A 17,633-nucleotide genomic window follows, 5' to 3' on the forward strand; every position below is an offset into this window, starting at 1 on the left:
CGGCAGGCGCTTTGCGCTTGTCGGATGTTCTTGTCGCGGGGCTGTTCCTGCAAATGGATGGAATCAACTATGTGCGGAATCGTCGGCGTCGTCAGTCCAACGCCCGTGAACCAGCTGATCTACGACGCCTTGCTGCTCCTGCAGCACCGCGGTCAGGACGCGGCGGGAATCGTCACCCAGCAGGGCCGCAAGTTCTTCATGCACAAGGCCAAGGGCATGGTGCGCGACGTGTTTCGCACGCGCAATATGCGCGCGCTGCAAGGCAACGTTGGTCTGGGCCAGGTGCGCTACCCCACGGCAGGCAATGCTTACAGCGAGGAAGAGGCGCAGCCGTTCTACGTGAACGCACCGTTCGGCATCGTGCTGGTGCACAACGGCAATCTGACGAACGCCCGCGAACTGCGCACCGAGCTGTTCCTGACCGACCACCGCCACACGAACACCGAAAGCGACACGGAAGTCCTGCTGAACGTGTTTGCGCACGAGCTCGAGCGCTCCACCCGCGGCGTGCCGCTGCGCCAGCCCGAGGATGTCTTCGCTGCGGTGCGCGCCGTGCACGGGCGCGTCAAGGGCTCCTACGCCGTGATTGCGCTGATCGTCGGCCATGGTCTGCTGGCCTTTCGCGACCCGCACGGCATCCGCCCGCTGGCCATGGGGCGCAGCCAGGACGGCACGGTGATGCTGGGCAGCGAATCGGTGGCGCTGGAGGGCACGGCGCAATGCTTCGAGCGCGACATCGCACCCGGCGAAGCCGTCTTCATCACGCCCGACGGCCAAGTGCACGCGCGCCAATGCGCCGAGAACCCGCAGCTCAACCCCTGCATCTTCGAGTTCGTGTACCTGGCGCGGCCCGACTCGGTGCTCGACGGCATCTCGGTCTACCAGGCGCGCCTGAACCTGGGCGAGACCCTGGCCAAGCGCGTGGTGTCCACGGTGCCGCCGAACGAAATCGACGTCGTCATCCCGATCCCCGAGTCGAGCCGCCCCAGCGCCACGCAGCTCGCGCATCTGCTGGGAATCCCCTACCGCGAAGGCTTTGTCAAGAACCGCTACGTGGGTCGCACCTTCATCATGCCCGGGCAGGGCGTGCGCAAGAAATCCGTGCGCCAGAAGCTCAACGTGATCGCCAGCGAATTCAAGGGCCGCAACGTGCTGTTGGTCGATGACTCGATCGTGCGCGGCACCACGAGCCGCGAGATCGTGCAAATGGCGCGCGATGCCGGCGCGCGCAAGGTGTACCTGGCGAGCGCCGCGCCCCCGGTGCGCTATCCCAACGTGTACGGCATCGACATGCCGACCAGCAGCGAACTCGTCGCGCATGGCCGCACGGTCGAAGAGATTCGCCAGCTCATCGGCTGCGACGCGCTCATCTACCAGGACGTGGGCGGAATGAAGAAGGCCGTGGGCGCGCTGAACCGCAGCATTGCCGGGTTTGACGCATCCTGCTTCGACGGCGTCTACGTCACCGGCGACATCACGGCGCAGGACATCGCCAGCCTGAATGAAGGGCGGATCGGCGTCGAAACGGGCGAGGAAGACTATTCCCGCCTGGCGCTGGCAAACGCGCAGGAAGTGCAACAAGAGGCTTGAAGCGCCGCATTCGCATGGCCCCCGCAGGGCGGTGGCGCCACGAACGCCCTTGGGCAAAATGAATCCTGAAACCGGCTCCGAAAGGCAAGCCGCCTGCACCATCGGTTTGACATGACTGAAACCACCTCATCCAGCGCGGGCCGCGTGCGCACCCGCTTCGCTCCCTCGCCCACGGGATTCATCCACCTGGGCAACATCCGTTCAGCGCTCTACCCCTGGGCGTTTGCCCGCGCCACGGGCGGGGACTTCATCCTGCGCATCGAAGACACGGATGTGCAGCGCTCCAGCCAGGCGGCCGTGGACGTCATTCTGGACGGCCTGCAGTGGCTGGGAATGGTGCCGGACGAAGGCCCGTTCTACCAGATGCAGCGCATGGACCGCTACCGGGCCGCGCTCGCGGATCTCCAGGCCGCAGGCCATGTGTACCCCTGCTACATGGGCGTGGAAGAACTCGACGCGCTGCGCGCAAGGCAGTTGGCGGACAAAGAGAAGCCGCGCTACGACGGAACCTGGCGCCCCGAGGACGGCAAGAGCCTGCCGCCCGTTCCCGCTGGCGTGCAGCCCGTGCTGCGCTTCAGGAACCCGCAAGGCGGCGTGGTGGCGTGGGACGACAAGGTCAAGGGCCGCGTCGAGATCCGCAACGACGAACTCGATGACCTCGTGATTGCGCGCCCCGACGGCACCCCCACCTACAACTTCTGCGTGGTGGTCGACGACATCGACATGCGCATCACCCACGTGATCCGCGGCGACGACCATGTGAACAACACGCCGCGCCAGATCAACATCTTCCGCGCACTGGGCAAGGAGCCGCCGGTGTACGCCCACCTGCCCACGGTGCTCGATGAGCACGGCGAAAAGATGAGCAAGCGCAATGGCGCCAAGCCCGTGACGCACTACCGCGACGAAGGCTATCTGCCCGATGCGCTGCTGAACTACCTGGCGCGCCTGGGTTGGAGCCACGGTGACGACGAGATCTTCAGCCGAGAGCAACTCCTGTGCTGGTTCGACCTCGATCACCTGGGCCGCAGCGCAGCGCAGTTCGACGAGGCCAAACTGCGCTGGGTCAACGCCCAGCATCTCAAGGCCATGGCCGACGATGCGCTGGCCGCGCTGCTTGCACCGCAGTTGCAGCAGCAGGGGGTTTCGGCGCAAGCGCTGACCGACGGCCGACTCCCCCGGATCTGCGCCCTGTTCAAGGACCGCTGCGACACGACGCTGGCCCTCGCCAACTGGGCCCATGTGTTCTATGGCGAAGTCGCGCCGGCGCAGGCAGAGCGTGCCCAGCACGTCACCGAGGACATCGCTCCCGCGCTCGACGCCCTGGCCGACGCGCTGACCGCATGCGCCTGGGACCGGCAATCCATTGGCGCCGCATTCAAGCAGGTGCTTGCCGCCCAGGATCTGAAGATGCCCCGGTTGGCGATGCCTGCGCGGGTACTGACCGTGGGTACGGCGCATACGCCATCGGTCGACGCCGTGCTGGAACTCGTCGGGCGCGAAAAAGTTGTGGCACGCTTGCGAAACCGCTGAAAATCCATCTACAATACGCGGCTCTGATGATGACAGGTGCAGACGCGCTTGAAGTCATCGGATTTTTCATTGGTTGGGGGGTATAGCTCAGTTGGGAGAGCGCTTGCATGGCATGCAAGAGGTCATCGGTTCGATCCCGGTTACCTCCACCAGGGTTTGTCAATAGTTCGTTCCAAGGTTTTGACCCTATCGTCTAGAGGCCTAGGACATCACCCTTTCACGGTGAGTACCGGGGTTCGAATCCCCGTAGGGTCACCAAGTTGTAGCGCTTGGCTTGTGTCGCGGGATGCAAGCGAAAGCTGCCTGCCAGGAGTGGTAGTTCAGTTGGTTAGAATACCGGCCTGTCACGCCGGGGGTCGCGGGTTCGAGTCCCGTCCACTCCGCCATCCGACTTCTTCCAAGTCGTTGATTTGAAAGACAAAACAGCCACGTTCGGGTGGCTGTTTTGCGTTGCGCACCCGGTCCACCCGGGAACAGCCGCAGCGCAAGCCCACCACCATCGTCTGATACGGGAGCGCCCTGAGGTGCTCGATATCCCCGTTTCCCCGCCACGAGGTCGCGGAGTACCGAACCGGGCATGCGCAGTCCTTGCTCATCCTGCTGGCGAGCCAATCTATACGTTATATCGACTAATCCTGTCCAGAAAATCCATACTTGTGTATAGAATGAAGGGAATTAACCGCGATCCCGTATCACCGACCCCGCATGAAGCCGCCAGTGCGCATCCGCAATCCAGAAACGCTTGCCTTGCTGGGCCAGCAGCTGCGCCGTGCCCGCGAGGTGGCGGGGCTGTCCCAGGGCCGGGTGAAAAACATGCGCCAGGGCACCGTTTCGAAGATTGAGAACGGCCTTGATGTCACGCTGGACACCCTCCTCACCTACGCGGCATCGCTGGGCCTCGAAGTGGCGTTCCTTCCTCTCGGGCAAGCCGCGCTGCTCCAGCCGAGACCGTCTTTCGGCAATCTGATCTCGGCTGCCCCGCAATCAACGCCGTCAGATCTGTTGACCGAATTCGACCATCTGAGGGACCCGCAATGAGCACCGTGCAGTCTCTGGAAGTGCGCCTGGGTGATCTGCGGGTCGGCTACCTGACGCACTACCCGGACGAGAAGACGGTCTTTGTCGTCAGCGACGACTTCCTGGACCTTGGCTCCTCGCGTCCCATCCTCACGCTGTCCATGGCCCGCCCAGGTGACGAGGCGCAGACACGGACGCTGCTGCGCGATGAGCGACACAAGTCTGCGTCGATCAAGGCGCCGCCCTTCTTCTCGAACCTGCTGCCCGAAGGTGGCCTGCGCAGCCGCATCGCCCGGCGGCTCAAGGTCCATGAGGACCGTGAGTTCCTCCTGCTGGCCGCGCTCGGGTACGACCTTCCCGGCGCCGTGGTGCTGGTGCCCGCAGACACGCCCGACCATCTGCGCCTGAAACGCGGCCTGCCGCTCTCATCGGCGGCCGAAGAACTGGCCGAGTTGAAGTTCTCGCTCGGCGGCATGCAGATGAAGTTTTCCATGCTGCGCCAGGGCAAGCGCTACACGCTCAACACCGGCGGCAGCCTGGGCAACTACATCGTGAAGCCGCCGTTCGGGGATTTCGAGGCTTTGCCACAGGTCGAGGCAGCGACGATGGAAACCGCGCGTGCCGTCGGCATCGACGTGCCGGAGGTGGCGCTGCTGTCGCCGCAGCAGATCGACGGCCTGCCCGACATGTCCGGCTACCGGCAAGGCGAACCGTTCTACGCGATCTGGCGCTTCGACCGACCCGAAGGCGGTCGCAGGCACGTCGAGGACTTTGCCCAGGTCTTCAACCTGCGCCCCACGCAGAAGTACGGCCGGGTCAACTACGACATGATCGCGCTCACGCTGCTGCGCTATGCGGGCGGTCTGCCAGACCTCAAGGAGATGACGCGTCGGCTGGTGCTCAACGTCCTGCTGGGCAACGGAGACGCCCACATCAAGAACTGGTCGCTCCTCTACGACGATCCGAAGCGGCCACGCTTGGCCCCGGCCTACGACCTGGTGTCAACGGTGGCCTACACCACCCACGACACGTCCATTGCCCTCAACATGGCGGGCGTCAAACGCTTCGACATGATCGGTCTGGACACCTTTGCCGCGCTGTTCACCCGCATCGGATTGCATGACCAGGTATGCGAAGACCTGTTGGACGAAGTCCGCAGCACGGCCCGCCGTGTGCTGGACGCATGGCAAGCCCACTTTGCCGCGGCCGGCGTGCCCGTGCACCTGACACGCAAGGTCGAAGCGCACATCCTGGCCAGCAAACTGCATCAGGCATGAGCGAACGCAGCCTGCACGAGAGGAGAACGGCATGCCTTGCGGGGGGCCGTGAGTCCCAACCCCGAATGCGAGCAGGGTGGGCAGCAGCCAAGGCTGCGGCCAGCTATGCAACACTTGCCTGGACGCGGCGCTGGCGCATGCCGTCGGCACCCCGTCACTTCCCAATGACCCACTTCCTGTAGAGGACGACCATGAACGTGTATGACAAGCTGAAAGAACTCGACATCACCCTGCCGCCCGTGTCGGCGCCCGTGGGAGCGTACGTGCCGTATGTGCAGACGGGAAATCTGGTGTTCCTGACCGGACATATCGCGCGCAAGGACGGCAAACCCTGGGTTGCGCAGTTTGGCCGCGACATCGGCACGGAAGAAGGCCGGAGCGCAGCGCGCGCCGTGGCCATCGACCTGATGGCGACGCTGCAAGCGGCCTGCGGCGGTGATCTGAACCGCGTCAAGCGCATCGTCAAGCTCATGAGCCTGGTGAATTCCACGGGCGACTTCACGGAGCAGCACCTCGTGACCAACGGCGCCAGCGAATTGTTCGGTCAGGTGTTTGGCGCCCAGGGCGTGCATGCGCGCAGCGCCTTTGGCGTCGCGCAGATTCCCTTGGGCGCCTGCGTGGAAATCGAGATGATCGCTGAACTGGTCTGAGATCCGGCCAGAGGAGAGGGTGGGCATCGAACGAGGCGGTTTGGTGCACGCAGGCAAGCGGCACGCTGGTCGTGGCCAGTGTGTAGTAGCCCGCGACGCGCAATCAGAACGACTCCCACTCCTCTTCCGAGCCCTGCTTGACCGTTGCCGGTTTGCCGCTGCCGGCCTTTCCCGACAGGGCTGGCGCGCGGGCCACCTTCGTCCCCGGGGGGGCCGCAGTGGCGGTGCCCAGGCGCCGCGGTGCCGCTTTGGGCGCCAGGCCCGGTGCGGGCTTGGCGGGCCGGGGCGGCGATTGCATGGCGGAGGTCACGCGCGCCGCATCGATGGCGGCTTGCGCAGGGCCATAGCTTGCGGCGTTTACCTTGAACATCGACACCTCGCGCGCGAGGTGGTCCGCCTGCTCGCGCAGACTCTGCGCGGCGGCGGCGCTTTGTTCCACCAGCGCCGCATTCTGCTGTGTCATCTGGTCGAGGTTGCCGATGGCCTTGTTCACCTGCGACACGCCCGTGCTCTGCTCGGAGGAAGCGGCCGTGATTTCGCCGATCATGTCGGTCACGCGCTGCACCGACTGCACGATGTCGGTCATGGTGGTCCCCGCGTCCGATACCAGCCGGGAGCCGGTCTCGACCTTCTCCACCGAGGCACTGATGAGCTGCTTGATCTCTTTGGCCGCCTCGGCGCTGCGCTGCGCAAGGCTGCGCACTTCGGATGCCACCACGGCAAATCCGCGCCCCTGCTCGCCTGCGCGCGCGGCCTCGACGGCCGCGTTCAGCGCCAGGATATTCGTCTGGAACGCAATGCCGTCGATGACGCCGATGATGTCCGCAATCTTCTTGCTGCTGTGGTTGATGTCCTCCATCGTGGCCACCACCTGCGTGACCACCTCGCCGCCCTTGCGCGCCACGCCCGTGGCTCCGGCGGCCAGGCTGCTGGCCTGCTGCGCACTGCTTGCGCTTTGCTCGATGGTGCTGGTGAATTCCTCCATCGTGGCAGCCGTCTGTTGCAGGTCGCTCGAAGTCTGCTCCGTGCGCTGCGACAGGTCCTGATTGCCGGTGGCGATCTCGGCGCTGGCGAGCGCAATGCTGTCGGTGCTCAGTCGCACCTGGTGCACCATGCGGCCCAGGGCGTTGCTCATGGCGTAGAGCGAGCGCAGCAGGTCGCCGAACTCGTCGGCGCGCGTCACGGATTCCTGCAGGCTCAGGTCGCCGCCCGCGATGCGTTCGACCAGCCCGTTGGCTTGCGCGAGCGGACGCTGGATGCTGCCGATCAGGTAGTAGGCACCGACGACGATGGTCAGCAGCAGCAAGACCACTGCGACGGTGGCGATCTTCAGGGTCAGCGTGCGCATGGCGGCCATCTCCTGCTGCCGGGTCTGCGCGTTTTTCTGTTGCTGCTGCACAAAGTCCCGCAGCGACTGCAGATAGATGTCGATGGCGGGGTTGTAGGACTGCTCGATCACGGTCTGCGCCTGCTCTGACCGGTCCTCGCTTTTGAGCTTGAGGGCCTGGTCACGCAGACCCACGGAGACCTTGCGCACTTCGGCGATCTTCGCCATCTGCGCTTTGTCGGCGTCGGTCAGCGCCATCGCCTGGAGCGACTTCTGCACCTCGGTGATCTGCGCCGAGGTGGCGACCATCGTCGCCTTGAATTGCGCTTCGAGCGCCGGGTCGGGGCTGGCGATCAGGATCCGGGTCCGTGCGACATTGACTTCGACCAGGCCGGACCAGCGCAACGCTGCCTGCACGCGGGCTGTCATGTCATTGGCCACGGCGTCGGCTTGGGCCTGCACCTGGACCAATCGATAGCCGGAAATACCCAGCACGGCGACCAGCAAGACCACGATCAGAAGCACCGCCAACCAGAGTTTGTGCGCCATCCGAAAGCGTGTGTGCATGGTGTGTCTCCTGCCAGAACGTGCCTGTGTGCAAATGGCGTGCATTCTTTCACGCCCGCACCCGGCCGACAACGCAGCAGCCGGGGCAATCCCGGCCTGGCGCAGGCGCCGGTCCGGGCTGCAAGGGCATGGCCCCCTTGGAGACGGCGTGTCCGGTGCGGCCTGCGGCAGCGCCCAAGTGTTACCCGTGTTTACTCCACGCGCGCCACGGCCGACGGCTTGAAGCCCAGGTCCGCCGCCTTTCCCTTGCGCCCGCGTGCGGCGCGGGCGTTGTTCAGCGAGCGCAGTTCCAGCGTTTCGGTGCGCGGCTTGCCGCCCCGGCCCAGGCCGTCGATCCGGACGCTGCGCGCATACGCGGCGGCGCCCGCCAGGCTGTCCTTGGCGTCCAGGTCGATGAGCATCAGCCCGCGACCGCCGTTGGCCATGGTCTTGAGTTCGCCGATCTCGAACGCCAGGATGCGCCCGCCCGTGGAGGCGCAGACCACATGCGTGGCGGGCGGCAGGGGCTGGCTGCCGGTGCTGCCCGCAGCGTGCGAGGGCGCGCACAGCGTCTCGCCCTCGCCCAGCGTGAGAAAGGCTTTGCCGCCCTTTTGGCGCGACAGCAGGTTCTCCAGCGGCGCCAGAAAGCCGTAGCCGCCCGAGCCCGACAGCAGCAGCAGGGCATGCGCGGGGCCGGCAAAGTAGTGCAGCAACCGGGTTCCGGCCTCCAGATCGATGAGCGTGGTCACGGGCTGACCATCCCCGCGCGCGCCGGGCAGCAGCGCCACGGCGACCGAGTACACGCGGCCGTTGCTGCCAAAGGCCAGCAGGCTGTCCACCGTGCGGCATTCGAACGTGCCGTAGAGCCCGTCGCCGGCCTTGAAGACAAAGCTGGCGGCCTCGTGCCCATGACCGCTGCGCGCGCGCACCCAGCCCTTTTGCGAGACCACCACGGTCACCGGTTCGTCCACCACCCGGACTTCGGCAATGGCCTTTTTTTCAGCCTGGATCAGGGTGCGGCGCGGGTCGGCAAAGGTCTTGGCGTCGGCCTCGATTTCCTTGATCATGCTGCGGCGCAGCGCGCCGGGGTTGTTCAGGATGTCTTCGAGCTTGCCCTGGCTTTCGCGCAGTTGCGTGAGCTCCTGCCCGATGCGGATGGCTTCGAGCCGCGCGAGCTGGCGCAGGCGGATTTCCAGGATGTCTTCGGCCTGGCGCTCGCTCAGATGAAAGCGCGCGATCAGCGCGGCCTTGGGCTCGTCGGCCTGGCGAATGATGGCGATCACCTCGTCGATGTGGAGCAGAACGGTCTGCCGCCCTTCGAGGATGTGGATGCGCTCGAGCACCTTGTCCAGGCGGTACTGCGAGCGGCGCGTGATGGTGCTCTGGCGAAAGGTGATCCATTCTTCGAGCATCAGGCGCAGCGACTTTTGCACCGGTCGGCCGTCGAGCCCCACCATGGTGAGGTTGATCGGCGCGGAGGTCTCCAGGCTGGTGTGCGCCAGCAGCGTGCCGAGCAGTTCCTGCTGCGGCGTTTTGCCCGTCTTGGGCTCGAACACCAGACGCACCGGGGCGTCCTTTCCCGACTCGTCGCGCACCAAGTCGAGAACGGCCAGCAGGCTTGCCTTGAGCTGGGTCTGTTCCTGGCTGAGTGCTTTCTTGCCGGTCTTGACCTTGGGGTTGGTGATGTCCTCGATTTCTTCGAGCACACGCTGCGTGCTCACGCCGGGCGGGAGTTCGCCCACGACCAACTGCCATTGGCCGCGCGCGAGTTCCTCGATCCGCCAGCGCGCCCGCACCTTGAGGCTGCCGCGGCCGCTGCGGTAGGCCTCGGCAATGTCTGCGGCGCTGCTGATGATCTGGCCGCCACCGGGGTAGTCCGGGCCGGGAATCAGCGCCAGCAGGTCTTCCTGCGCGAGCGCGGGCGTCTTGATCAAGGCGATGCAGGCGTCCGCGATTTCGCGCAGGTTGTGGCTCGGGATTTCCGTGGCCAGGCCCACGGCGATGCCGCTGGCGCCATTGAGCAGCACAAACGGCAGGCGCGCGGGCAGCTGGCGCGGCTCCTCGGTGCTGCCGTCGTAGTTGGGCATGAAGTCGACCGTGCCTTCGTCGATTTCGTCGAGCAGCAGGCCGGTGATGCGCGCCAGCCGCGCCTCGGTGTAGCGCATGGCGGCGGCGCCGTCGCCGTCGCGGCTGCCGAAGTTGCCCTGGCCGTCGATCAGCGGGTAGCGCTGCGCAAAGTCCTGCGCCATGCGCACCAGCGCGTCGTAGGCCGACTGGTCGCCGTGCGGGTGAAAGCGCCCCAGCACGTCGCCCACCACGCGGGCGCTTTTGACGGGTTTCGCCGCCGTGCTGCGCGTGGGGCCGCCGTAGCCCAGGTCCATGCGCTCCATGGCGTACAGGATGCGCCGCTGCACGGGCTTGAGGCCGTCGCAGACATCGGGCAAGGCGCGGCCCTTGACGACGGACAGCGCGTATTCGAGGTAGGCCCGCTGGGCATAGTCCGCCAGGCCCAGGCCATCGCCCCCGTCGTTGCCCGGGGGAGGGAAATCAAGAGTGGATTGCGCGCTCATTCGTTGGTTGTCGGTTGCATTCGGGTTGCGTTGCGGGGTCTGCGCCGCATGGCTGGGCGCGCAGGCCCGGCACGGTAGCACATGCTTTCATGGCGCTGCGCGCCACCCACGGCGCACGCAACGGGCGCTACCTGGTCAGGCTGCGGGTGTCGCCCTTCTGAGGGGGGAGTACCGCAGGCACTCGGGGGGTGTTTTCTTCAATTCACCATCACGAGCTTGCCCATCACCTCGCGCGAACCCATGCAGGCGTAGGCTGCGGGCAGTTGCGCCATGGGCATGCTGCGGTCGATCACGGGCCGGATCCGGCCCTGCGCGTACCACTGCACCAACTCGCCGAGCATGGCGGCGTTGGCCTGGGGTTCGCGCCTGGAGAACTCGCCCCAGAAAACGCCCACGATGGACGCGCCCTTGAGCAGGGCCAGGTTCAAGGGCAGGGACGGGATCGGGCCGGAGGCAAAGCCCACCACCAGGTAGCGGCCGCGCCAGGCGATGGAGCGGAAGGCGGGCTCGGTAAGCTCGCCGCCGACGGGGTCGTAGACCACGTCGGGGCCCTTGCCGTCGGTGAGCGCCCCGATGGCCTCGCGCAGGTTTTCCTTGCCGTAGTGGATGCTGGCGTCTGCGCCGATGGATCGGCACAGCGTGCATTTGGCCTCGCTGGAGGCCGCGGCGATGACGCGCGCGCCCATGGCCTTGGCGATCTGGATCGCAGCCGTTCCCACGCCGCCGGCGGCTCCCAGCACGAGCACGGTCTCGCCCGCCCTGAGCCGTGCGCGATCCACCAGCGCATGGTGCGAGGTGGCGTAGATCATGGTGAACGCGGCGGCGTCGGCATGCGGAAAATCGGCCGGCAAAGGCAGGCACAGGGCCGCACGGGCGATGGCGTGGGTGGCAAACCCACCGGTGCCCGTCAGGCAGGCCACGTCCTGTCCCACCCGCAGCTGCGTGACGCCGTCGCCCAGCGCCGCGACCCTGCCGGCGTATTCCGATCCCGGAACAAAAGGCAGGGGCGGTTTCATCTGGTACTTGTTTTGCACGATCAGCAGGTCGGGGAAATTCAGACTCGCGGCCCGGATCTCGATCAGCACCTCGCCGGCCTGGGGCACGGGCGTGGGCAGTTCGGTCCAGGTCAGCGCTTCGACGCCTGTGGGTTCGGTGCAGAGCCAAGCGTGCATGGGGGTATCTCCTGTTTTGTTCCCAAGGGAGGGGCCGCATGATAGGCGCGCTTCCCCGGCCTGCGATGTCCCCCGGGCGACGGGCTTGTCCGACGGGACGCAGCGTGCCGTCGGCATGCCGCACCTACAATCCGCTGCAATCCTTGCAGCAACCCATGAAAATCCTGATTTCCAACGACGACGGCTACCAGGCCCCCGGCATCGTGGCCTTGCACGCTGCGCTCAAGACCCTGGAGGGGGTGGCGGTGGATGTCGTCGCGCCCGAGCACAACAACAGCGCCAAGTCGAACGCGCTGACCCTGCATTCGCCGCTGTCCGTGCACCGGGCGCACAACGGTTTCCGGTATGTGAACGGCACGCCCGCGGACTGCGTGCACATCGCGCTCACGGGCCTGCTGGGCTACCGGCCCGATCTGGTGGTCTCGGGAATCAACAATGGCGCCAACATGGGCGACGACACCATTTATTCCGGCACCGTGGGCGCGGCCATGGAGGGCTACCTGTTCGGCGTCCCCGCGATCGCCTTCTCCCAGGTGGACAAGGGCTGGGTCGAAATCGACGCGGCGGCGGCCAAGGCGCGCGAGATCGTGGCGCAGATGCGCGTGCAGCATCTCGTGAACGAGACGACGCCGTGGCTGCTGAATGTGAACATCCCCAACATGCCGCTGGATGCGCTGGGCTCCATCAAACTCTGCCGCCTCGGGCGGCGCCACGCGGCAGAGCGCGTGATCGTGCAGGAAAACCCCCGCGGGGAGGCCATGTACTGGATCGGCGGGGCCGGGGCCGCGAAGGACGGCGCCGAAGGAACGGACTTCTACGCCACGGCGCAAGGCCATGTGTCGATCACGCCGCTGAAGGTCGATCTGACCGATCACGACGGGCTCGGTGATTGGGCGCGGACGGTGTCCCGGTTCGCGGCAGGGGCGACCACCGTCCCCGGGGCGTGATGCAGCGCCGACCCGGGTTTCCGGCCCGCCTCGCGGGACTGCCCGGACCGGGCGGCGCGCCGCGCGCACCGAGGCCCGTGGGGCCGGGGCTGGATTTCTCGGCGGTCAGGGCGCGCATGGTGCAAAAGCTCGCGGCCGGCGGCATCGCGTCCGCCGCAGTGTTGCGGGCGATGGGCACCGTGGAGCGCCATCGGTTCGTTGATGGCGCGCTCGCCACGCAGGCCTACGAAGACACCAGCCTGCCGATCGGGCTGGGGCAGACCATCTCCAAGCCGTATGCGGTCGCGCGCATGTGCGAATTGCTGCTCGGCGCCGAAGGGGCCCGCACGGGCGGGTTGGGGCGTGTGCTCGAAATCGGCACCGGCTGCGGCTACCAGGCCGCGGTGCTGAGTCTGCTGGCGCGCGAGGTGTACACGCTGGAGCGGCTGCATGGCCTGTACGACAAGGCGCGCGAGAATCTGCGGCCGTTTCGCCTCACGAATGTTCACCTGCTGTTTGGCGATGGCATGCTGGGCTACGCCAGGGGCGCGCCGTATGCGGCCATCATTGCCGCTGCGGGCGGCGACGCCGTGCCCCCGTCCTGGTGCGAGCAACTCGCGGTGGGCGGGCGGTTGGTGGCCCCGATGGCCTTGACGGGAAGGCAGCAGATGTTGCTCGTCATCGACAAAACCGCGCAGGGGTTGAAACAAAGCGTTCTCGAGCCGGTCCATTTCGTCCTTCTAAAATCGGGGATCGCTTGAAACGGGAAATTGCTTATGTTCGTATCGCGTGCTCTCGCTCCGGGGCTCGCCGCGGCAGTCGCGGGTCTTGTGCTCTGTGGCTGTGGAACCCGGCTGACCCAGGCTCCGGTGGAAGATCGGGGCACTGCTTCGTCCTCGACACCGGCACCGCAACTGGCCGCCGCCAAGCCCTTGCCTGGCGCCGAAAACGCGGGCAAACCGGGCTACTACACGGTGAAACCGGGCGACACCCTGATCCGCATCGGTCTGGAGTCGGGCCAGGGCTGGAAGGACATCGCCCGCTGGAACGACTTGGAAAACGCCGATCGGATCGAGGTCGACCAGGTGCTGCGCGTCGTGCCGCCCCCAGCCGCTGCGTCCACGCCCGCACCCGCACCCGCACCCGCATCTGCATCCGGCGTGGTGACACGGCCTGTTGCCGCGTCGAGCGTGGTGCCTGCGGCAGCCGCAAGCCCTCCCGCCCCCAAGCCTGCGGCCTCACCGGCTCCGGCTCCGGGAACGGTGGTGGCCGTGGCGCCCACCGTTCCCGCACCCGCTGCGTCTGCGGGCGAAAACGGCATGGCCTTCGCATGGCCCGCATCGGGAACGCTGATTGCCGGCTTTGACGAGGCGCGCAACAAGGGCTATGACATTGGCGGCAAGGCGGGCGATCCGGTACTGGCCGCCGCCGACGGGCGGGTCGTCTACGCCGGCGCCGGCCTGCGGGGGTACGGCAACCTGATCGTCATCCAGCACAACGACGCGTTCCTGACGGCATACGCGCACAACCAGGCCATGCTGGTCAAGGACGAGCAGAGCGTGCGCAAGGGGCAGAAGATCGCCGAGATGGGCCGCACCGACGCCGACCGCGTGAAACTGCACTTTGAAATCCGCCGGCATGGCAAGCCCGTCGATCCGTCGCGCTACCTGCCTGCCCGGTGATCCCGGGGGGGCCTGCCCGGCCAGCGGGCAGGCCGACGCCGGGCTACCGGACGCGGAGGATGACGACCTGCCCGCCGACGAGCCGCAGGCGCCGGACGCCGTGGAAAGCGAGCTGCGCGCCATGGAACTGGGCGCGCAGCAGCACGGTGCGCGCCTGGATCGGGCGCTGGTGGACTTGGTTCCCGAGTTTTCCCGCAGCTATCTCCAGCAACTGCTGGCGCAGGGGCTGGTCCGCCTCAATGGCAGGCCGGTGTGCAAAGCCGCCACCCGCGTCGAGGCCGGGGACCGGGTGCTGCTGGAAATGCGGCCCACTGCGCACAGCCAGGCCTTCCGGCCGGAACCCATGGCCATCGACGTGCTGTATGAGGATGCGCAACTCCTGGTCGTGAACAAACCGGCAGGTCTGGTGGTTCATCCCGCCCCCGGCAACTGGAGCGCAACCCTGCTCAATGGCCTGCTGGCGCGTGACGCAGGGGCGCTGCTGCTTCCCCGGGCGGGCATCGTGCACCGGCTCGACAAGGACACCAGCGGCCTGATGGTGGTGGCCCGGGACCGGGCCACGATGGACGCCCTGGTCGCTGCGATCGCGCAGCGCAGGGTCCAGCGCCAGTACCTGGCGTTGGCCCACGGCGCCTGGACGGGCCCCGGGAGCCGGAGCGTGGACGCGCCCATCGGACGCGATCCGCGCAACCGCCTGCGCATGGCGGTCGTCGACTTGGCGATCCATGCGGGAAAGAGCGCGCGCACCGATGCCCTGTGGCTCGATGGAACGGATCGGGGATGCTGGCTGCAATGCACCCTGCACACCGGGCGAACGCACCAGATACGCGTGCACATGGCCTTTCTGAAGCACCCCCTCGTCGGTGACAGCCTGTACGGCGGAGCGCCCCTGGGGCCGCTGCAACGCCAGGCGCTGCACGCCTGGCGGCTGGCCTTCGTGCATCCCGTGACGGGGCAGGCGCTGGAGTTCCGTGCACCGCTGCCCGAGGACATGCAGCAAGCTCTGGCCTCCTGGGGGCTAGGTTACAATGCCGCGCTGATGGCCGGAACGGCCCCCGCCTGAAGACGGAATCCCGCCGGGCTCCTGCGTCGTGCCAGCGCCCCTGCATGGCACGCCACCCACGCCACTGATTGCCCCTGCTGTCGATATGCCACCGCGCTGCAACGCGGTGGCCGCTTTCCAGGAATCGCTGAACCATGAACATGGTGGACGCCAAACGGGTCCTCGAAACTGCGTTGATCTGCGCGCAACAGCCCGTGCCCTTGCGCGCGCTGCGCGTGCTGTTCGACGACGCGCTGGGGGCCGATACGCTCAAGCTCTTGTTGCAGGAATTGCAGTTCGAATGGACTGCGCGCGGGGTGGAACTGGTTCAGGTGGCCACGGGGTGGCGTTTTCAGAGCCGCCCCGAAATGCGCATCTACCTGGACAGGCTGCATCCCGAAAAGCCCCCGCGCTATACGCGGGCGACGATGGAAACGCTGGCCATCATCGCTTACCGCCAGCCGGTCACGCGCGGCGATATCGAGGACATCCGGGGGGTCACGGTGAACAGCCTGACCGTCAAGCAATTGGAAGATCGGGGCTGGATCGAGGTCATCGGGCACAGGGAAACCGTGGGCCATCCCGCGCTGTTTGCGACGACGCGCCAGTTTCTGGACGACCTGGGATTGCAATCGCTGGACCAACTGCCGCTGCTCGACGACCTGCCGGGCGACGGGCACGGGTTGCAGACCCTGGTTGCCGCCGCATCGGCCGATGGCACGGGTTCCCGGACGGTGGACGACTTTTTTCTGAATGCGGAGACGCATCTCCGCGACGAGCATGTGGATGCCCCGGGAGGCGTCCAGGGAAAACCGCAATGAATGATTCGACCCCTGAAATTCCGCTGCTGCCGCCAGAGATCGACAGCGCGGCGCCGCCTGAGACCCGCATTGCCGTGCAGGACGCTGCGGCGCCTGATCGGGCCACCACGATGGACCCGCCCGCAGGGCATGGTGCTGCCGAAGAACCCCCTGCCGATGCGGGGTCCGGTCCGCGCGAGCACCGAGCCGACGCGCAAGCACCCCGGGACAGGAAGCCGCGACCCGAGGGTCCAAGACGCGAGCCGCACCGGTCGGCGGCTCCTGCCGGCTACCAGTTTGAAGACGTGGTGTCGGGGCGCTTCGACGAAGACGACGCTGCGCCCAGCGTGCCGCCCGCCAAGCGGATCTTGCAGCCCCAGGTGGAAACACCCAAGCTGCACAAGGTGCTGGCCCAGGCGGGGCTGGGCTCGCGGATCGAGATGGAGCAGCTCATTCTCGAAGGGCGCATCTCCGTGAACAATGAGCCGGCGCATATCGGACAGCGCATACAGTTCGGAGACCAGGTCAAGGTCAACGGCCAGCCCATCCGCTACCGCATCGATCCGCCCCCGGCGCGGGTGATCGCCTACCACAAGCCTGCCGGTGAGGTGGTGACGCACGACGACCCGCAGAACCGGCCGACGGTGTTTCGCAAGCTGCCGCGCCTGGTGCAGGGCAAGTGGCAATCCGTGGGGCGCCTGGACCTGAACACGGAGGGCTTGCTGCTATTTACCAGTTCCGGTGAATTGGCGAACCGGCTGATGCACCCGCGCTTCGGGCTGGAGCGTGAGTACGCGGTGCGCGTTCTCGGTGCGCTGAGCAACGAAGAAAAACAAAAACTCCTCGACGGCGTGCACCTGGACGACGGCGTCGCGTGCTTCGGTTCCATCGAGGAGGGCGGCGGGGAGGGCGCCAACTGCTGGTACCGCGTCACCCTTTCCGAAGGACGCAACCGGGAGGTGCGCCGCATGCTGGAATCGATGGGGCACGCCGTCAGCCGGTTGATCCGCATCCGCTACGGAGCCATGGTGCTGCCGCGCGGCCTCAGGCGCGGCGCCTGGCTGGAACTCGACGAGGGGGATATTCGTGCGCTCGCGCAGGCAGCGGGTGCCGGGCTGGCGGGCGCAGGCCCCGGGGCGGGCGCGCGCGCTGCCAACAAGCAGCGCAACCGGCCCCGCATGGGCGCTGCGCCGCTGCGCGACCGGCCGCAGGACGCGGCCGCCGGCGGCCCCCGCGGCCAGAAGCCGTGGCGCAACGGCGCGGGGCCGGGCGCGCGCAGCGGCAACGCCGGCGGCGCTGAGCGCCAGCGCGCAGCCGCGCAGCCGGATCCGATGAAAACCTCCGTGGGCTATATCGGCGGGGACAGCCTGTCGAGACATCGCCAGGACAAACGCCGCCCCGGTGGCGGCGGCGGTCCCCGGCGCGGCGGCGGGCGTTGAGTCCGGGAGTCCAATGCAGGGCCTGCATCGTTAGAATCAGAGACTTTGCTTGGCGGACGAGC

The 17,633-nt window shown here is 67.0% G+C and carries 14 protein-coding genes and 3 tRNA genes; 14 read left to right on the top strand and 3 right to left on the bottom strand.

Annotated features, from left to right (window positions below; all coding sequences use genetic code 11):
* Positions 1-69 precede the first annotated feature (69 nt).
* The 8 genes from purF (at position 70) to D5041_RS12475 (ending at position 6,067) form a co-directional block, all read left to right on the top strand.
* Positions 70-1,590: an amidophosphoribosyltransferase gene (gene purF, locus D5041_RS12440; protein ID WP_265257689.1), complete on the top strand. Its 1,521-nt coding sequence runs from the start codon at positions 70-72 to the stop codon at positions 1,588-1,590.
* A 111-nt stretch (positions 1,591-1,701) separates the two neighbouring features.
* Positions 1,702-3,123 carry a glutamate--tRNA ligase gene (gene gltX / locus D5041_RS12445; RefSeq protein WP_265257171.1) on the top strand — a complete coding sequence of 474 codons (1,422 nt, stop codon included), beginning with the start codon at positions 1,702-1,704 and terminating at the stop codon, positions 3,121-3,123.
* A gap of 76 nt (positions 3,124-3,199) precedes the next feature.
* Positions 3,200-3,275: transfer RNA gene (locus D5041_RS12450), tRNA-Ala, on the top strand.
* A gap of 30 nt (positions 3,276-3,305) precedes the next feature.
* Positions 3,306-3,381 (top strand) — tRNA-Glu (locus D5041_RS12455).
* A 51-nt stretch (positions 3,382-3,432) separates the two neighbouring features.
* A tRNA-Asp gene (locus D5041_RS12460) sits at positions 3,433-3,509 on the top strand.
* A 319-nt stretch (positions 3,510-3,828) separates the two neighbouring features.
* Complete coding sequence (gene relB / locus D5041_RS12465; protein WP_010100692.1) at positions 3,829-4,161, top strand: type II toxin-antitoxin system RelB family anti-toxin; 333 nt, start codon at positions 3,829-3,831, stop codon at positions 4,159-4,161.
* On the top strand, positions 4,158-5,417 hold the full coding sequence (locus D5041_RS12470; protein WP_010100691.1) for a type II toxin-antitoxin system HipA family toxin: 1,260 nt from the start codon (positions 4,158-4,160) through the stop codon (positions 5,415-5,417). The genes relB and D5041_RS12470 overlap by 4 nt, the downstream gene beginning before the upstream one ends.
* Positions 5,418-5,608: 191 nt before the next feature.
* Positions 5,609-6,067, top strand: a complete 459-nt coding sequence (locus D5041_RS12475) for a RidA family protein (protein ID WP_050809431.1) — start codon at positions 5,609-5,611, stop codon at positions 6,065-6,067.
* Positions 6,068-6,170: 103 nt separating this feature from the next.
* Here D5041_RS12475 and D5041_RS12480 read toward each other — a convergent pair whose 3' ends face one another.
* The 3 genes from D5041_RS12480 to D5041_RS12490 form a co-directional block, all read right to left on the bottom strand.
* Positions 6,171-7,961 (bottom strand): methyl-accepting chemotaxis protein, encoded by a 1,791-nt coding sequence (locus D5041_RS12480; protein ID WP_265284857.1) that lies wholly within the window; start codon positions 7,959-7,961, stop codon positions 6,171-6,173.
* Positions 7,962-8,152: 191 nt separating this feature from the next.
* Positions 8,153-10,510 (bottom strand): DNA topoisomerase IV subunit A, encoded by a 2,358-nt coding sequence (gene parC, locus D5041_RS12485; protein WP_265284858.1) that lies wholly within the window; start codon positions 10,508-10,510, stop codon positions 8,153-8,155.
* A gap of 197 nt (positions 10,511-10,707) precedes the next feature.
* The gene (locus D5041_RS12490; RefSeq protein WP_265284859.1) at positions 10,708-11,682 is read right to left on the bottom strand and encodes an NADPH:quinone oxidoreductase family protein; all 975 of its coding nucleotides are present in this window, start codon (positions 11,680-11,682) and stop codon (positions 10,708-10,710) included.
* A gap of 155 nt (positions 11,683-11,837) precedes the next feature.
* On the opposite strand from D5041_RS12490, the gene surE reads away from it, so the two are divergent.
* The 6 genes from surE to D5041_RS12520 all read left to right on the top strand — a co-directional run bounded on the left by surE (position 11,838) and on the right by D5041_RS12520 (position 17,571).
* Positions 11,838-12,629, top strand: coding sequence for a 5'/3'-nucleotidase SurE (surE, locus tag D5041_RS12495; protein ID WP_010100687.1), 792 nt, complete (start codon positions 11,838-11,840; stop codon positions 12,627-12,629).
* Positions 12,629-13,369: a protein-L-isoaspartate(D-aspartate) O-methyltransferase gene (locus D5041_RS12500; RefSeq protein ID WP_010100686.1), complete on the top strand. Its 741-nt coding sequence runs from the start codon at positions 12,629-12,631 to the stop codon at positions 13,367-13,369. Before surE ends, D5041_RS12500 begins: the two co-directional genes overlap by 1 nt.
* Positions 13,370-13,384: 15 nt before the next feature.
* Entirely contained in the window at positions 13,385-14,290 is a 906-nt protein-coding gene (locus tag D5041_RS12505; protein WP_265284860.1) for a peptidoglycan DD-metalloendopeptidase family protein, read from the top strand.
* Positions 14,247-15,353, top strand: coding sequence for an RluA family pseudouridine synthase (locus tag D5041_RS12510; protein ID WP_010100682.1), 1,107 nt, complete (start codon positions 14,247-14,249; stop codon positions 15,351-15,353). Before D5041_RS12505 ends, D5041_RS12510 begins: the two co-directional genes overlap by 44 nt.
* Before the next feature lie 134 nt (positions 15,354-15,487).
* The gene (scpB, locus tag D5041_RS12515) at positions 15,488-16,153 is read left to right on the top strand and encodes an SMC-Scp complex subunit ScpB (protein WP_010100680.1); all 666 of its coding nucleotides are present in this window, start codon (positions 15,488-15,490) and stop codon (positions 16,151-16,153) included.
* Positions 16,150-17,571: a pseudouridine synthase gene (locus D5041_RS12520; RefSeq protein WP_265284861.1), complete on the top strand. Its 1,422-nt coding sequence runs from the start codon at positions 16,150-16,152 to the stop codon at positions 17,569-17,571. Before scpB ends, D5041_RS12520 begins: the two co-directional genes overlap by 4 nt.
* Positions 17,572-17,633 lie beyond the last annotated feature (62 nt).

The organism is Verminephrobacter aporrectodeae subsp. tuberculatae (genome assembly GCF_026127385.1).
GTDB classification, from domain to species: Bacteria; Pseudomonadota; Gammaproteobacteria; order Burkholderiales; family Burkholderiaceae_C; genus Acidovorax; species Acidovorax aporrectodeae.